The sequence below is a fragment of the uncultured Friedmanniella sp. genome, from assembly GCF_964244285.1.
In the GTDB taxonomy this organism is placed as follows: domain Bacteria; phylum Actinomycetota; class Actinomycetes; order Propionibacteriales; family Propionibacteriaceae; genus Microlunatus.
The window spans coordinates 1-15,242 of the sequence record NZ_CAXTHT010000001.1 but is presented as its reverse complement, the minus strand read 5'-3'; the positions used below and the strand labels follow the sequence as shown (position 1 = coordinate 15,242).

At 71.4% G+C, this 15,242-nt stretch carries 14 protein-coding genes; all 14 read left to right on the top strand.

Annotated features, from left to right (window positions below; all coding sequences use genetic code 11):
• The first annotated feature begins 20 nt into the window (after nucleotides 1-20).
• A complete protein-coding gene (locus tag ACFE7W_RS00070) occupies nucleotides 21-2,087 on the top strand; it encodes a glycoside hydrolase family 16 protein (RefSeq protein WP_375422729.1) in 2,067 nt (688 codons plus the stop codon).
• 42 nt (nucleotides 2,088-2,129) lie between these two features.
• Nucleotides 2,130-3,161 (top strand): N-acetyl-gamma-glutamyl-phosphate reductase, encoded by a 1,032-nt coding sequence (gene argC / locus ACFE7W_RS00065; RefSeq protein ID WP_375422728.1) that lies wholly within the window; start codon nucleotides 2,130-2,132, stop codon nucleotides 3,159-3,161.
• Entirely contained in the window at nucleotides 3,158-3,565 is a 408-nt protein-coding gene (locus ACFE7W_RS00060; RefSeq protein WP_375422727.1) for an ACT domain-containing protein, read from the top strand. Before argC ends, ACFE7W_RS00060 begins: the two co-directional genes overlap by 4 nt.
• A complete protein-coding gene (argJ, locus tag ACFE7W_RS00055) occupies nucleotides 3,562-4,728 on the top strand; it encodes a bifunctional glutamate N-acetyltransferase/amino-acid acetyltransferase ArgJ (protein WP_375422726.1) in 1,167 nt (388 codons plus the stop codon). Before ACFE7W_RS00060 ends, argJ begins: the two co-directional genes overlap by 4 nt.
• Before the next feature lie 201 nt (nucleotides 4,729-4,929).
• Nucleotides 4,930-5,097: a hypothetical protein gene (locus ACFE7W_RS00050; RefSeq protein ID WP_375422725.1), complete on the top strand. Its 168-nt coding sequence runs from the start codon at nucleotides 4,930-4,932 to the stop codon at nucleotides 5,095-5,097.
• Entirely contained in the window at nucleotides 5,097-6,509 is a 1,413-nt protein-coding gene (locus tag ACFE7W_RS00045; protein ID WP_375422724.1) for a hypothetical protein, read from the top strand. The genes ACFE7W_RS00050 and ACFE7W_RS00045 overlap by 1 nt, the downstream gene beginning before the upstream one ends.
• Before the next feature lie 46 nt (nucleotides 6,510-6,555).
• Entirely contained in the window at nucleotides 6,556-7,560 is a 1,005-nt protein-coding gene (gene argB / locus ACFE7W_RS00040) for an acetylglutamate kinase (RefSeq protein WP_375422723.1), read from the top strand.
• Between the two features lie 59 nt (nucleotides 7,561-7,619).
• Nucleotides 7,620-8,843, top strand: coding sequence for an acetylornithine transaminase (locus ACFE7W_RS00035; protein WP_375423506.1), 1,224 nt, complete (start codon nucleotides 7,620-7,622; stop codon nucleotides 8,841-8,843).
• On the top strand, nucleotides 8,840-9,808 hold the full coding sequence (argF, locus tag ACFE7W_RS00030; RefSeq protein WP_375422722.1) for an ornithine carbamoyltransferase: 969 nt from the start codon (nucleotides 8,840-8,842) through the stop codon (nucleotides 9,806-9,808). The genes ACFE7W_RS00035 and argF overlap by 4 nt, the downstream gene beginning before the upstream one ends.
• 2 nt (nucleotides 9,809-9,810) lie before the next feature.
• Nucleotides 9,811-10,383 (top strand): arginine repressor, encoded by a 573-nt coding sequence (locus ACFE7W_RS00025; protein WP_375423505.1) that lies wholly within the window; start codon nucleotides 9,811-9,813, stop codon nucleotides 10,381-10,383.
• On the top strand, nucleotides 10,380-11,588 hold the full coding sequence (locus ACFE7W_RS00020; protein WP_375422721.1) for an argininosuccinate synthase: 1,209 nt from the start codon (nucleotides 10,380-10,382) through the stop codon (nucleotides 11,586-11,588). The genes ACFE7W_RS00025 and ACFE7W_RS00020 overlap by 4 nt, the downstream gene beginning before the upstream one ends.
• Nucleotides 11,585-13,003: an argininosuccinate lyase gene (argH, locus tag ACFE7W_RS00015; RefSeq protein ID WP_375422720.1), complete on the top strand. Its 1,419-nt coding sequence runs from the start codon at nucleotides 11,585-11,587 to the stop codon at nucleotides 13,001-13,003. The genes ACFE7W_RS00020 and argH overlap by 4 nt, the downstream gene beginning before the upstream one ends.
• Nucleotides 13,004-13,052: 49 nt before the next feature.
• On the top strand, nucleotides 13,053-13,232 hold the full coding sequence (locus tag ACFE7W_RS00010; protein ID WP_375422719.1) for a hypothetical protein: 180 nt from the start codon (nucleotides 13,053-13,055) through the stop codon (nucleotides 13,230-13,232).
• A 390-nt stretch (nucleotides 13,233-13,622) separates the two neighbouring features.
• Nucleotides 13,623-14,897 (top strand): tyrosine--tRNA ligase, encoded by a 1,275-nt coding sequence (gene tyrS / locus ACFE7W_RS00005; protein WP_375422718.1) that lies wholly within the window; start codon nucleotides 13,623-13,625, stop codon nucleotides 14,895-14,897.
• Nucleotides 14,898-15,242 lie beyond the last annotated feature (345 nt).

The window sequence follows — 15,242 nt, the reverse complement described above, 5'->3', positions numbered from 1 at the left end:
TCACGCTCACGCTCGCCCTCGTGCTCGCGGTGGCGGTGGTCGTGGTCAGATCCGAGCCCGGAACCGGTGTCGGGCTTGCCAGTCGGGCCACCGTCAGCACCAGCTCCTCGAAGATCGGCAGCTCGCCTCGGCAGGTCGTAACCACCGACCATCCCGACGATCCCGGGCGGGGGTGGCGCTCGGACCGGGAGACGACGGGGGCATGGTTGGAGCTGCAGTGGCCGTCCCCGGTCGAGCTGCGCCGGGTCGTCCTGCAGCGCAACCCGCTCGCCGACCCCGGCATCCAGACCGGGTTCCTCACTTTCGGCGACGGCTCCGAGGTGCAGGTCACGCTGTCGGGCTCGGACCGCACGACGGTCGTCCCGGTGACGGTCCGCTCGGTCGACCGGGTGCGCTTCACCGTCTCCGGGGTCAGCTCCGGGGCTCGTTCCGCGGCGCTGACCCGGGTCGAGGTCGACGACCGGCCGGCTGGCGACGACGTGGCCGGCGACGGTCCGGCGAGCGGTGACGTGGCGGGGGCCGCCACCGTGTCGGCCTCGGCCGGTGCCGCCGATCCGAGGCCCCTGGTTGATGCTGCTGCGGACGGTGGGGTGGGTCAGGTGTGGACCACGGCCCGACCGGTCGGGGCCTGGGTCCAGCTCAGCTGGTCCCGGCCGCGCGAGCTGACGACGGTGGCCGTGGCCGGTGCGAAGACTGCGGTCGAGCTGCGGAGCGCCACGCTGGAGTTCTCCGACGGCTCCCGGGTCACTCTCGGTGCGGTGCTACCCGACCCGTCGCGGCCCACCGTCGTGAGCTTCATGCCTCGGGTGACGACGTCGGTGCGTCTCGTGGTGGGCAGCCTCAGCGGGGCGGGGGCGGTGAGCCTGGGCGAGCTGGCGACCTACCAGCGTTCGGCGCCGCCTCGAGCGGCAGCGGGGGGAGCAGCCACCCCGTACCGCGACAGTGCTCTCGACTGCGACGCGCCGGTGCCCCGTCCGACCGCCAAGGTGGGTCTGGTGGTGCGGTGCCCCACCACGGGAGCGGTCGTGGGCGCCCGGGTGGACGTCCGGGTGGCCGTGGCTGCCGGGTTCACCGCCGCGAGCGCGACGGTCTGGCCCGGCGACCCCGCCACCGGGGCGCCGGCGGCTCAGCAGACGACGCCCGGGGCGGAGGGGACGGCGGCCTTCGGTCTCGACCTCTCCGGTCTGGCCCCGGGACCCTTCAGTGTCCGCTTCGAGGCCACCGGCCCGGCCGGTCGGGATGCGTCGGTGCTCTTCCAGCTCTACCGGGGTGCTGCCGACGACATGGCCGCAGCGTCGCCCGCGGCTCCGGCACCGGCCGCCGACGTGACCGCCGGGCGCTCCCTCGTCTACGCCGAGGAGTTCTCCCACCCGCTGTCGATCTCACGGACCGGAGCGGGAGCCGACTACGCCGCGGCCAAGCCGGTCGTCGCCGGCGTCGAGGACTTCGGGTTCGCCATCTTCGCCGACCCGGCGCGCCGCCTCGGCAACGTGCGGGTGGTGGACGACCGCTACCTCAAGCTCTCGGTCGAGCCGAAGCCCGACGACTTCGCGGACCCCCAGGGCTGGGGGCGCACCCACGTCGGCGGCATGCTGTCCTCGGCCCGCCCGGGCGGGTCGGGCTTCTCGGCTCAGTACGGCTACTTCGAGGCCCGGATGCTGGCCCCGGCCGCGCCGGGTACCTGGCCGGCGTTCTGGATGCTGCCCACGCCCAACCTGGTGGTCGACCAGCCGGCCGTCGCCGAGATCGACGCCGTCGAGCTGTACGGGCACGAGCCGACGGCCGCCTGCCACACCACGCACGAGTACGTCGACGGCCAGGACCACGGCGTCGCCCGGTGCGGGAGCCGCTGGGACACCCGGCAGCAGGCGATGACCTGGCACACCTACGGCGTCTCCGTCGGCCCGACCGTGATCAACTTCTACATCGACGGGCAGCTGACTGCGACGGCTCCGCAGGTCCGCGGCGGCGACGAGCCGTTGTGCTTCCTCCTCGACCTGGCGCTGGGCGGCGGCTGGCCGATCGACCTGGCCGGCGTCCAGGACCGCGCCGACCTCTACGTGGACTACGTGCACGTGTACGTCTGACCGTGTTCGTATCATCATGCTGTATCTGGCATAGTTATGCGCGTGACAATCCGGGTGGCGGTAGCAGGGGCAACCGGCTACGCGGGTGGAGAGCTGTTGCGGCTGCTGCTCCAGCGAGCCGACGTCGAGATCGGCGCCCTCACGGCCGGAGCCACTGCCGGTAGCCGGCTGGGGGAGCACCAACCTCATCTCGTACCGCTGGCCGATCGCCTCGTCGCCGGGAGCGACCCGGACGTGCTCCTCGGGCACGACGTCGTCTTCCTGGCGCTGCCGCACGGCACCTCGGCGGCGCTGGCGGCCGAGCTCGATCCGGAGACGCTCGTCATCGACTGCGGGGCCGACTTCAGGCTCGAGGACGCCGAGGACTGGCGGAGCTTCTATGGCTCCGAGCACGCCGGGACCTGGCCCTACGGCCTGCCGGAGCTGCCGGGTCAGCGGGAGCGGCTGGCCGGCTCCCGCCGGATCGCCGTGCCGGGCTGCTACCCGACCACCGCGACGCTGGCGCTGCTCCCGGCGGTCGTCGCCGGGCTGACCGACGGGCACGACACGGTGATCGTGGCGGCCAGCGGCCCGTCCGGGGCAGGCCGCTCGCTCAAGCCGCACCTCCTGGGCTCGGAGCTGATGGGGTCGGCAAGCGCCTACGGGGTCGGCGGCGGCCACCGGCACGTCCCCGAGATCCTCCAGAACCTCCGGCGGTGCGGCGGCGGGGATCCGACGGTGTCTTTCACCCCGGTCCTGGTGCCGATGTCGCGCGGCATCCTGGCCACCTGCACGGCACCGGTGCCCCCCCGCGTCTCGGCGGCCGACCTCCGTCAGGTCTACGTCCAGGCCTTCGCGGACGAGCCCTTCGTCCACCTGCTGCCCGAGGATCGCTGGCCGCAGACCCAGTCCGTCCTCGGCTCGAACGCGGTCCACGTGCAGGTGACCCTGGACGCCGCCGCAGGACGGCTCGTCGCGGTCGCGGCCCTGGACAACCTGACCAAGGGCACCGCCGGTGGAGCCGTCCAGTGCATGAACCTGGCCCTCGGGCTGCCGGAGACGACCGGTCTGTCCACGGTCGGGGTCGCGCCGTGACGGCCTGGGAGATCACCCGGCACGAGATGGCGCTGGGCGTGGCCCAGCTCGCGCCCCACGCCTCGGTGCCGCGTTGGGCCCTTGACGACGCCTTCGAGTCACCCTTCTGGAGCGTCACCCGGACCGCGGACGAGCTGTCGGTGATCTGTGCGTGGGAGGCGTTGCCGGGCACCGTGACAGGAGTGGGGCCGATGGTGGCCTTCAGCCTCGACGGCCCCCTCGACCACTCGCTGATCGGCGTCCTCGCCGGGCTGCTCGCGCCCCTGGCCGACGCCGGCATCTCGATCCTGGCCGAGTCGACCTTCGACACGGACTGGATCCTCGTCCCCGCCACGCAGGCCGACCAGGCCGTCACCGCCTGGCGACAGGCGGGCCACACCGTCACCCACGAGGAGCAGAGATGAGTGTCACCGGAGCTGCCGGCTTCCTGGCCGCCGGGGCCACCGCCGGGCTGAAGACCAGCGGTCGCCCTGACCTCGCTCTCGTCGTCAACAGCGGTCCCGACCACGTGGCGGCTGCGGTGTTCACCTCCAACCGGGTCAAGGCGGCGCCCGTGCTGTGGTCGCAGCAGGTCATGGCCGACGGCCGGCTGCAGGCCGTCGTGCTCAACTCCGGGGGGGCGAACGCCTGCACCGGGCCTGCGGGCTTTGCCGACACCCACGAGACGGCTGAGCTCGTGGCCGCCACCCTGAGCGGTCGCGGCCTCACCGTGGGTGCGGTGGACGTCGCGGTCTGCTCCACGGGACTGATCGGTGAGCGGCTGCCCATGGCCAGGCTGAGGTCGGGGATAGCGGCGGTGGCCGAGCAGCTGTCGCCTACCGGTGGCGCCGCCGCCGCCAGCGCGATCATGACCACCGACACCGTGGCCAAGGAGGCGCGCTACAGCGACGAGGGCTGGTCGGTCGGCGGGATGGCGAAGGGTGCGGGCATGCTCGCGCCGGGCCTGGCGACGATGCTGGTCGTCCTCACGACCGACGCCGTGGTCCGGCCGGATCTGCTGCAGGCGCAGCTCGCCGACGCCTGTCGACGCAGCTTCGACCGGGTCGACAGCGACGGGTGCATGTCGACCAACGACACGGTGATCCTGATGAGCAGTGGCGCTTCGGGCGTCCAGCCGGCGCCGGTGGACTTCCAGGCGGCACTGGAGGAGACCTGCTCGGACCTCGCGCACCAGCTCCTGGCCGACGCCGAGGGCGCGGCCCACGAGATCGCGATCACGGTCGCCCACGCCGCCACCGAGGAGGACGCGGTCGAGGTGGGTCGGGCCGTCGCCCGGAGCAACCTCTTCAAGTGCGCCGTCTTCGGCGGCGACCCGAACTGGGGTCGTGTGCTCGCGGCGATCGGCACCACGGGGGCCGCCTACGAGCCAGACCGGCTCGACGTGTCGTTCAACGGGGTGCAGGTCTGCCGGGATGGGCAGATCGGCGACTCCCGGGACCTGGTGGACCTGAGCGCTCGAGCCGTCCAGGTCCTGATCGACCTCCGGGCGGGCCCGCGTACGGCCACGATCTGGACCAACGACCTCACCTACGACTACGTCCGGGAGAACGCGGAGTACGCGACCTAGCCTCGTGAAATCCCGAGGCTAGCTAGGGTCCTCACCAGCACGGGACCTAGGTCCGCCGCGGGCACGGCCTTTGGCCTCTGCGGCCGGGGACTTCCGGCACCTCGGAACCGGAGGCGCGCCCACCTAGCGTGAGTGACGTCCCCGTCGCCGCCGACCGGGACGTCGTGGCTCGGGGAACCCACTCGACCCGAGGAACCCGTGATGATCCCAGCTCCGGCCCCATCGGCCCGGCCCGCAGGCCGCCTTCCCCGCCGCCAGGTCCTCGTCTGCCTGATCGGGGTGGGCGCAGCCGTCGCCCTGCCGCTACCCGCCTCCGCGACCACCGTCTCCTCCTACGGCCGGGGCTACCAGACCGGCGGCTACCGCTGATGGCTGGTCCGAAGCTCCCCGTCAACATCGACACGACCTACGCCGACGTCAAGGCCGACCCGTCGATCAAGGCCCACCAGCAGGCGCATGACGCACTGCACAGGATCGCCAACACCTTCGACACCGCCCTGGGCACGGCGACACCTGGTCAGGTCCTGGCCTGGAACGGCACCGTCTACGCCCCTGCCGCGCCGGCCAAGGCCACAGGCGCGAGCCTCAAGGTGCTGGAGGACGCCGCTCGAGCGGTCCACGCCCTGGCCCCCTCGGTGGAGAGCGGGCTCACGGCCGTGGCCGCGGACGCGGGCACCGACGACGCTCCTCGGATCCAGGCGATGTTGGACTACCTCAAGAAGACCTACGGCGGCGGACAGCTGCTCCTGCCGCCGGGACGGACCTCCAACTGCAACTCCACGATCACCATCCCCGCGGGCGTGCAGGTCCTGGGTTCGGCGACCAGCGTCTGGGACTTCTGGTACGCCGGCTCCGCCGCGACCGCGGTCGTGGTGAACGACAAGGAGTGCACGCCGATCATCGGGCTCAAGATCCACGGCAACCAGTGGGACGCGAACCGCACGACGCACAACACCACGACCTCGACCGGTCTGAAGGTGTCCGGCTACACCCTTGGCTTCGTGGACGTGCACGTTTCGGGCTTCAACACCGGGATCGACTTCACCAACGACAACACCTACCTGGTCAGCTTCGAGAGATCGACGGTCGACGGCTGCATGGTGGCCATCAACCTCGACCTCGACAACACCTGGACGGGCGGGTCGGCGGCCGTGGTCAACAGCGGTGAGCGGATGACCTTCACCAACTGCGTGGTGGCCAACTGCGACACGGTGTACTGGGCGACGGGCAACGGCGTCGGTCTCTTCTTCGTCCACACCTCGATGGACTTCGTGACGACCTGGGGACGACAGCGCAACGCCCACGTCTTCCTCGACAACTGCCACCTGGAGTCCACCTACGCCGGCCGTAACCGGTACCTGTTCGACCTCGACGTCAACTCTCGGCTCTACCTCGTGAACTGCCTCTTCATCCTGGGCACCCCGGGCATCTACTACGCCATCAACCCGGCGAGCGCCCCCTGGAACCTGGGGTGGGGTATCGCCCACTTCACCAGCTGTGGGGTCAGCTACAACCCGACGCCCGCCGCGCAGGCGGCCGGCGCGGTCAGCACCGGGTACTCCGAATCGCTCGTCCCGGTCCCGACGGGGGCGACGAAGGTCGTGGTGGCCTCGTTCTTCGTCTCGAAGTGGAACCCCGTCACGGTGAATGTCGTGGCCGCCGGCGGTCCGGCCGCCGACGTCGCTGCCCGCATCTCCGCCATCAGCACCGCTGACGCCACGGTCACCATCACGCTCTCGGCCCCGGCACCCGCCGGGACCTGGCTGGAGGTCTCGTTCTAGGGGTGCGACTTTGCATGAACTTGCCGCACAAGGCATAGTTATGTAGGTGACATCGACGCCTGATCCCGTGAGCCTGGTCGAGAAGGCGTCGATCCTCACCGAGGCGCTGCCGTGGCTGGAGACGTACGCCGGCAAGACCGTGGTGATCAAGTACGGCGGCAACGCCATGGTGGACGAGGACCTCAAGCGCGCGTTCGCCCAGGACATCGTCTTCATGAAGCGTTGCGGGGTGCACCCGGTCGTCGTGCACGGCGGCGGGCCGCAGATCTCGTCCATGCTCAAGCGGCTGGGGATCCACTCCGAGTTCCGGGGCGGCCTGCGGGTGACCACGCCGGAAGCCATGGAGGTCGTCCGGATGGTCATGGTGGGGCAGGTCGGACGGGACCTGGTCGGCAAGATCAACAGCCAGAGCACCCTGGCGGTCGGGCTCTCCGGTGAGGACGGAGGCTTGTTCACCGCCGAACGGAGGGGCACCGTCGTGAACGGCCAGGAAGTTGATCTTGGTCTCGTGGGTGACGTGGTCCGGGTCCGGACCGAAGCGGTCCAGGGTCTGATCGACTCCGGCAGTGTCCCTGTGGTGGCAGGGATCGCCCCCGATGTGGACGGTGTGGTGCACAACGTCAACGCCGACACGGCCGCCGCGGCGCTGGCGGTCGCGCTGCAGGCGGACCGGCTCGTCGTGCTCACCGACGTCGAGGGCCTCTACCGTGACTGGCCGAGCAGCACCGAGGTGATCAAGGAGCTGTCCGCCTCTGAGCTGCGCGGGATGCTGCCCGCGCTGGAGTCCGGCATGCTGCCCAAGATGGAGGCCTGCCTGCGGGCCGTCGAGGGCGGGCTCACCCGGGCCACCGTGACGGACGGGAGGGTCCCGCACGCCCTGCTGCTGGAGATCTTCACCAACGCCGGGATCGGCACCATGGTCACCGCCGACGGGCTGATCCGCCTGGGCAGCCGGGCGTTCTCCCGCGAGCACGGCATCCCACCCCACGAGCTGACCAACGGCGAGTTCGGCGCTCGTCCCGCCTCGACCACCCTGCAGGAGCACGCGTGAGCACCGACCTGAGCCCTTCCGACCTCAGCCCCTCCGACCCTGGCCTGGCCCCCGGCGAGCTGGCCGGCCGGCTGACCACCACCGACGCCGTTCTCGACGGCTACGCCCATTCCGTGATGGCGACCTTCGGCCTGCCCAAGCGGGTCTTCGTCCGCGGTGAGGGCTGCTACGTCTGGGACGCCGAGGGTCGTCGCTACCTCGACCTGCTCGCCGGCATCGCCGTCAACGCTCTGGGCCATGCCCACCCGACGGTGCTGTCCGCGGTGACGGGTCAGATCGCCACCCTCGGCCACGTCTCGAACTTCTTCGCCACCCCGGCGCAGGTTGCCCTGGCCACACGGTTGGCGGCCATGGTCGATCCCGCCGGCGACGGCGGGGCCCGCGTCTTCTTCGCCAACTCGGGGACCGAGGCCAACGAGGCCGCGTTCAAGATCACCCGGATGACCGGCCGCACCAAGATCATCTCCACCGAGGGCGCCTTCCACGGTCGGTCACTCGGCGCGCTGGCGATCACGCACAACCCGAAGTACCGGGCGCCGTTCGAGCCGCTGCCCGGTGACGTGGTCTTCGTGCCCTACGGCGACGCGGCCGCCCTGGCGGCGGAGATGGACGACACCGTCGCCGCGGTCGTGCTCGAGCCCTTGCAGGGGGAGAACGGCATCGTCGTCCCGCCGGCCGGCTACCTGACGGAGGCGCGCGTGCTCGCCGACCAGCACGGCTCGCTGCTCTGGATCGACGAGGTGCAGACGGGGATGGGCCGGACGGGAAGCTGGCTGGCCCACGTCGCGGAGGGGGTCCGGGCGGACGTGGTCACCCTCGCCAAGGGCCTCGGCAACGGGTTCCCGATCGGCGCCTGCGTGGCCCAGGGCCGGGCCGCGACGCTGCTCGGCGCCGGCAGCCACGGCAGCACGTTCGGAGGCAACCCGGTGGCCGCCATCGCCGGCCTCGCGGTGATCGCGGTGATCGAGCGGGACGGGCTGCTCGAGCACGTGACGGCGATGGGGGAGCACCTGGCGGAGACCGTCACCGGTCTGAACCACCCGCTCGTGGCCGGGGTCCGGGGCCGGGGTCTGCTGCGGGGCATCGCCCTCACCCAGCCGGTCGCGGCCGCGGTGAGCGACGCCGCGCTGAACGCCGGCTTCATCGTCAACGCCCCACGACCGGACGTGCTCCGGCTCGCGCCCCCTCTGGTGGTGACCGCGGCCCAGCTGGACTCCTTCGTCGCGGCCCTGCCCGGACTGCTCGACGCGGCCTCCCTCTCGAGCGCCGTGACTGCGTCATGAGGCTCCGGCACTTCCTGGCCGACGACGACCTCAGCGAGGCCGAGCAGGCGGAGGTCCTGGCCCTGGCGGCCGCCCTCAAGGCCGACCCCTTCGCCGAACAGCCCTACCGCGGGCCGCGGAGCGTCGCGGTGCTGTTCGACAAGCCGACGCTGCGCACCCAGACATCGTTCGCCGCCGGTATCGCCGAGCTCGGCGGCTACCCGATGATCGTGGACGCCCGGCTCGCGGGGATCGGCGTCCGCGAGTCGGTCGCCGACACCGCCCGCGTCCTCGGGCGCCAGTCCGCCGCGATCGTCTGGCGCACCTTCGCCCAGGCCGACCTGGAGACGATGGCCGCGTACGCGGGCGTGCCCGTGGTCAACGCCCTCACCGACGACTTCCATCCCTGCCAGATCCTGGCCGACCTGCTGACCATCGCCGAGCACCGGGCGGCGAGGAACCAGGGCCGGCTGGCCGGGCTGACGCTGGCCTACGTCGGGGACGGCGCCAACAACATGGCGGCCTCGTACCTGGTCGGAGGAGCGCTGGCCGGGCTGCACGTCCGCATCGGCGCTCCGGCCGACTTCGCGCCGGCGTCGGAGGTGCTGGCCCGCGCCGCCCGGATCGCCGCGCAGACCGGTGGCAGCGTGCTGGTCACCGACGACCCGGTCGCAGCCGTCCGCGACGCCGACGTGGTGGCCACCGACACCTGGGTCTCGATGGGCCAGGAGGACAGAACGGCACGGGCAGCCGCGGTGTTCCAGTCCTACGGTCTGACGGCCGCCCTGCTGGCCGCGGCCGCGACGGACGCGATCGTGCTGCACTGCCTGCCCGCCTACCGCGGCAAGGAGATCGCGGCCGAGGTCCTGGACGGGCCCCAGGCCGTGGTCTGGGACGAGGCCGAGAACCGACGGCACGTCCAGAAGGCCGTGCTGGTGCTGCTCGACCGCTGGTCCCAGGCCGCCGCTCCGGGAGCGAGGGCGTGACCATGACCGCTCCCGGCAGCACCCCGCTCACCCGTACGGGGCGCCACGCCCGCATCATCGCGCTCCTCGGCTCCCACCAGGTGCGCTCCCAGACCGAGCTCGCCGAGCTGCTGGCTGCCGACGGCGTCCAGGTCACCCAGGGCACCTTGTCCCGCGACCTGGTCGAGGTCGGCGCGCTCCGGGTCCGCGGCCCGGGCGGCCACCTCGTCTACGCCGTCCCCGGTGATGGCGGTGACCGCAGCCCGCAGGTAGGTGAGTTCGCCACCTTCGAGGCCCGGCTCGCCCGGCTGTGCGGTGAGGTGCTGGTCTCGGCGGAGGCTTCGGCCAATCTCGTCGTGCTGCGCACCCCGCCCGGTGCGGCCCAGTACTTCGCCTCGGCCATCGACCGGGTCGGCTGGGAGACCATCCTCGGCACCATCGCCGGGGACGACACCATCCTCCTCATCACCCGGAGCCCTTCCGGCGGCAGCGCCGTCGCCGATGCGCTGCTGGCCATGAGCCGGGGCGACCGGCACCCAGAACGCACCACCAACAGCAAAGACCGCATCACTACTAATGAAGGAAATCTCTCGTGAGCGATCGCATCGTCCTGGCCTACTCCGGCGGGCTCGACACCAGCGTGTGCATCGGCTGGCTGGCCGAAGAGACCGGGCAGGAGGTGGTGGCCGTGGCCGTCGACGTCGGCCAGGGCGGCGAGGACATGGGAGCCATCCGTCAGCGGGCCCTCGACTGCGGCGCGGTCGAGGCCATCGTGGTCGACGCCAAGGACGAGTTCGCCGAGGACTTCTGCCTGCCCGCCCTGCAGGCCAACGCGCTCTACATGGACCGATACCCGCTGGTCAGCGCCCTGTCCCGGCCACTGATCGTGCGCCACCTCGCCGAGGCGGCCCGCGAGCACGGCGCGACCGTGGTCAGCCACGGCTGCACCGGCAAGGGCAACGACCAGGTGCGGTTCGAGGTCGGGATCGCCAACCTCGCGCCCGAGCTCAAGGTGATCGCGCCCGTCCGCGACTACGCCTGGACCCGCGAGAAGGCCATCGCCTACGCCGAGCAGAAGGGGCTGCCGATCAACCAGAGCAAGAAGAGCCCCTACTCGATCGACCAGAACGTCTGGGGCCGTGCGGTGGAGACCGGCTTCCTCGAGGACATCTGGAACGCCCCCATCGAGGACGTCTACGACTACACAGCCGACCCCACGGTGCCGCGCGACCCCGACGAGGTCACGATCACCTTCGAGGCCGGGGTCCCGGTGGCCATCGATGGCACCAAGGTGTCCATGCTGGAGGCCATCGAGCAGCTCAACACCCGGGCCGGGGCGCAGGGCATCGGCCGGCTGGACATGGTCGAGGACCGGCTGGTCGGCATCAAGAGCCGCGAGGTCTACGAGGCTCCCGGCGCCATCGCCCTGATCGCGGCGCACATGGAGCTCGAGAACGTCACCATCGAGCGCGAGCTGGCCCGCTACAAGCGCGGGGTCGACCAGCGCTGGGGCGAGCTGGTGTACGACGGCCAGTGGTTCTCCCCGCTCAAGCGGGCGCTGGACACCTTCATCGCCGAGGCGCAGAGCGCGGTGAGCGGAGAGATCCGGATGGTGCTGCACGGTGGTCGGGCCACGGTCACCGGCCGGCGCAGCGGCACCAGCCTGTACGACTTCAACCTCGCTACCTACGACGAGGGCGACTCCTTCGACCAGTCCCAGGCCCGCGGCTTCATCGAGATCTACGGCATGTCGAGCAAGCTCGCGGCCCGGCGCGACGGCGTCACCACCGCGCGGTCGTGAGCGGCCCGGAGCACGAGGGACGGCTCTGGGGCGGCCGGTTCGCCGGGGGACCGGCGGCGGCGATGTTCGCGCTGAGTGTCTCGACCCAGTTCGACTGGCGACTGGCGCCCTACGACCTGGCCGGGTCCCGGGCGCACGCCCGGGCCCTGCACCGGGCGGGGCTGCTGAGCGAGGACGAGCTGACCGGCATGCTGGCCGGTCTGGACCAGCTGGGCGCGGACGTCGCGTCCAGTGCCTTCGTGCCGGCACCGACCGACGAGGACGTGCACGGGGCGCTGGAGCGCGGGCTCGTCGAACGGGTCGGCCCCGAGCTCGGCGGGCGGCTGCGCGCCGGACGTTCCCGCAACGACCAGATCGCGACGCTGGTGCGGCTCTACCTGCGCGACGTCCTGCGCGAGCTGACGACCGGGCTGCTCGAGGTGGTCGGTGCGCTCCGCGACCAGGCCGAACGGCACCTCGGGGTCGCCATGCCGGGCCGGACCCACCTGCAGCACGCCCAGCCCATCCTGCTGTCGCACCACCTGCTGGCCCACGCGTGGCCGTTGCTCCGCGACGGCGACCGGCTGGCCGACCTCGACCGCCGGCTGGCGCTGAGTCCGTACGGGTCGGGCGCCCTCGCCGGCACGTCGCTGGGGCTGGACCCCGAGGCGGTCGCCGCGGACCTCGGGTTCGCGGGCAGCGTGCCGAACTCCCTCGACGGCACGGCCGCTCGGGACCTGGTCGCCGAAGCGCTGTACGTGCTGGCCCAGATCGGGGTCGACCTGTCGCGGCTGAGCGAGGACATCATCCTCTGGTGCACGCATGAGTTCGGCTTCGCGACGCTCGACGACGCCTGGTCGACCGGCTCGAGCATCATGCCGCAGAAGAAGAACCCGGACGTCGCCGAGCTCGCCCGCGGCAAATCCGGCCGGTTGATCGGCAACCTGACCGGGCTGCTCGCCACGCTCAAGGGACTGCCGCTGGCCTACAACCGGGACCTGCAGGAGGACAAGGAGCCGCTGTTCGACTCGGTCGACCAGCTGCTGGTCCTGCTGCCCGCGGTCGCCGGGATGGTCGGCACCCTCACCTTCCGTCCCGAGCGGCTCGAGAGCCTCGCCCCCCGCGGCTTCTCGCTGGCCACCGACGTCGCCGACTGGCTGGTCCGTCAGCACGTGCCGTTCGCCTCGGCGCACCACCTCGCCGGCGCGACCGTTCGCTACTGCGAACAGGCGGGGATCGAGCTGTCGGACCTGACGCCGTCCATGATGGCCGAGATCGCGCCGGAGCTCGGGGCCGGCGTGCTCGAGGTGCTGACGGTGGCCGGTTCGATCGCCTCCCGCGACGGACGGGGCGGGACGGCCGAGGTCCGGGTGCGCGACCAGCTCGCAGAGATCGTGGCCGCGGTCCGGCAGATGGAGAGCCGGTCGGCGGTCTGACCAGTCCTGATCCGCCTCTCTCGACAACACCCGAGAAGAGGACGTGACCATGGGCGTGAGCACCACCTATACCGGCCGCATCGAGATAGACCCGCCGCTGAACCGGGCCGAACGGGACTACCTGCTCGCCTTCGCGGCGAGCCGCCGGTCCTGGCGACAGGCCGGCGCGTACGCGGTCACGCCGCAGGATCCCGACGGCGGCGACTCGGACGCAGCGACTCGGCGGTAGAACAGGATCGCTCGGGGGCAGCCGAGCCTGTGGTGGGTGTGGGTGCCGTGCCCGGAGGGCTGCTGCGTCAGCTGGGACGGACACGAGGAGTTCGTGACGCCGGCGCGTCGTGGCTCCAGTACCTGATGGATCACGTCCTCCGGCCCGGAGCGGAAGCGAGCTCGAGCAGGGCCCGACGGTTCCACCGGTTCACCTTCGACCACCGCATGGACGGCGTCATCGCCGGCCGTCAGGAGGACAACCGGAGCTGACCTGCTCCGCGTCGTCGATTCGCAGCTGGCCCGAGAAGTCCTGCGACAGGCGACCCGATGCCGTCGGACGACTGGTGGCCGGGCCTGCTGAGCGAAACCGATGACGACGGCGAGCCTCTCGCCCGTAGTGTGGCTCCCCGTGACGAGCGCGGTGCTGGATGAGCTGAAGTGGCGGGGCCTGCTGGCCAACTCGACCGACGAGCAGGCTCTGGCCGACCACCTCGATGCGGGGCCGGTCACCTTCTACGTCGGATTCGACCCGACCGCGCCCAGCATCCACTTCGGCAACCTGGTCCAGCTGATGGTCGCCCGGCAGCTGCAGGCAGCCGGTCACCGGCCCCTGCTGCTGGTGGGTGGCTCGACCGGGATGATCGGGGACCCGAAGGACTCGGGGGAGCGGACCCTGAACTCTCCCGAGACGGTGGCGAGCTGGGTGGACCGCATCCGGGTCCAGGTGGAGAAGTACCTCGACTTCAGTGGCCCGAACGCGGCTCGGCTGGTCAACAACCTCGACTGGACGGGGCCGATGTCGGTCCTGGACTTCCTGCGCGACGTCGGCAAGCACTTCCCGGTGAACCGGATGCTGGCCCGGGACGTGGTCCGCAACCGGCTGGAGGACGGGATCTCCTACACCGAGTTCTCCTACGTCCTGCTGCAGTCGCTGGACTACCTGGAGCTGTTCCGCAGCTACGGCTGCACGCTCCAGTTCGGCGGCAGCGACCAGTGGGGCAACGTCACCGCCGGGGTGGAGCTGGTACGGCGGGTCGAGGGATCCCGCGTGCACGCCCTGGCGACGCCGCTGCTGACGAAGGCGGACGGCACGAAGTTCGGGAAGACCGAAGGTGGCACCATCTGGCTCGACCCGCTGATGACCTCGCCGTACGCGTTCCACCAGTTCTTCCTGAACGCCGAGGACGCCAAGGTCGTCGAGTACCTCAAGGTGTTCAGCCCTCGGAGCCGGGAGGAGATCGACGAGCTCGACCGGCTCACCCGGGCGGAGCCCCACCGTCGAGCGGCCCAGAAGGCGCTGGCCGACGACGTGACCGCCCTGGTGCACTCGTCCCAGGAACGGGACGCCGCCGTCGCCGCCGCCGCCGCACTCTTCGGACGCTCGGAGCTCCGTGACCTCCCGCTGGCCGTCCTGGCCGGGGTCGCCGCCGAGATCGGCACGGCGGAGATCGACGCGGCCGACGGGCTACCGAGCGTGGTGGAGGTCTTGGAGCGCAGTGGGGTGGTGGCCTCCAAGGGAGCAGCCCGCCGCGCCATCGCTGAGGGCGGCGCCTACCTGAACAACGCCAAGGTCACCGACGCGGACGCGGTCGTGACCGAGCAGGACCTGCTCCACGGCCGGTTCGTCATCGCCCGGCGGGGGAAGCGCACCGTGGGTGCGGTCAGGCTGGCCCGAGGGCTCTGACACGGAGCCACGACGGGCGGTCCGACGTCGGCTGCCCCCGACTTGACCCGCTCGTCACATCCGCGTAATGTCATCCAAGCCTTCACGGGGTGCAGGACACCGATATCCACGAGATCCGGCGGCCGACCCGGGGGTCCCAAACGGTCGAAGCGGTCCGGGTCGGGTGCGTCTCCACGGAGACCACCTGCTTCGGAACTCACCGCCACGCCCACGGGAGGTCGCCGAGCCCGAGTTTGTCTTAGGGTCTGGGATCAGGTAATGTTTAGCGAGTTGCCCCAAGCCGGGATTGTTTGGTTCTGGTGTGGTGTGTGTCTGAGTTTTGAGAACTTAACAGCGTGCTAAAAG

Coding starts and splice junctions, on each gene's coding strand:
- argJ (WP_375422726.1), top strand. CDS start 3,562: ATGAGTGTCACCGGAGCTGCCGGCTTCCTGGCCGCCGGGGCCACCGCC.
- ACFE7W_RS00050 (WP_375422725.1), top strand. CDS start 4,930: ATGATCCCAGCTCCGGCCCCATCGGCCCGGCCCGCAGGCCGCCTTCCC.
- ACFE7W_RS00045 (WP_375422724.1), top strand. CDS start 5,097: ATGGCTGGTCCGAAGCTCCCCGTCAACATCGACACGACCTACGCCGAC.
- argF (WP_375422722.1), top strand. CDS start 8,840: ATGAGGCTCCGGCACTTCCTGGCCGACGACGACCTCAGCGAGGCCGAG.
- ACFE7W_RS00025 (WP_375423505.1), top strand. CDS start 9,811: ATGACCGCTCCCGGCAGCACCCCGCTCACCCGTACGGGGCGCCACGCC.
- ACFE7W_RS00010 (WP_375422719.1), top strand. CDS start 13,053: ATGGGCGTGAGCACCACCTATACCGGCCGCATCGAGATAGACCCGCCG.